Raw genomic sequence first — 679 nt, 5'->3', positions numbered from 1 at the left:
CGCACCAAGCTGGAGGGCGAGCAGCGGATTGCGGCCACGCATTGCCGCCATCTGATTTTTCGCACCAGCTGGGTCTATGCAGCGCGTGGCGGCAACTTTGCCAAGACCATGTTGCGTCTGGCGCAGGAGCGTGAGGTGCTCAGCGTGATCAACGATCAATGGGGGGCCCCACCGGAGCCGATCTGATCGCCGATGTCACGGCCCATGCCGTGCGCCATGTGAGCGCTCATGACGGCGATGGCGGTCTCTACCATCTGGTTGCGGCAGGAGAAACCAACTGGCATGCCTATGCCAGCCATGTGATCGAGCGCGCCCAAAGCCTGCGACCGGATCTGGACTGGAAGGTGCAAAGCATTGCTGCCGTGCCGACCACGGCCTTCCCGACACCGGCCGCGCGGCCCTTGAACTCGCGTCTGGATACGCAAAAGCTGCAAGCGACCATGCAACTGCATCTGCCTGCATGGCAGCAAGGCGTGGAGCGCATGCTGCGCGAAATTCTGTAATTTTCAAATAACTCGCTTCCAACGCTTATCTGCAAAGCGTTGGAAGCCATCCATTGATTCATCATGACGACACAGCGCAAAGGCATCATTCTGGCTGGCGGCTCCGGCACCCGTCTGCACCCCGCCACCCTGGCCATCAGCAAACAGCTGCTGCCGATCTACGACAAGCCCATGAT

1 protein-coding gene and 1 pseudogene are annotated in these 679 nt (G+C 60.4%); both read left to right on the top strand.

The window, feature by feature from the left end; genetic code table 11:
- Window positions 1-503 (top strand): annotated as a pseudogene (locus tag V8Z78_RS27065) (sugar nucleotide-binding protein); the annotation flags it as partial.
- A gap of 63 nt (window positions 504-566) precedes the next feature.
- Window positions 567-679, top strand: a 113-nt coding sequence (locus V8Z78_RS27060; protein WP_349732517.1) for a sugar phosphate nucleotidyltransferase, incomplete at its 3' end; no start/stop codon positions are given.

The organism is Comamonas sp. wu1-DMT (assembly GCF_040187805.1).
GTDB lineage: Bacteria > Pseudomonadota > Gammaproteobacteria > Burkholderiales > Burkholderiaceae_C > Comamonas > Comamonas thiooxydans.
The sequence above is the reverse complement of the archived record's forward strand: the minus strand, read 5'-3'. Positions and strand labels throughout refer to the sequence as shown.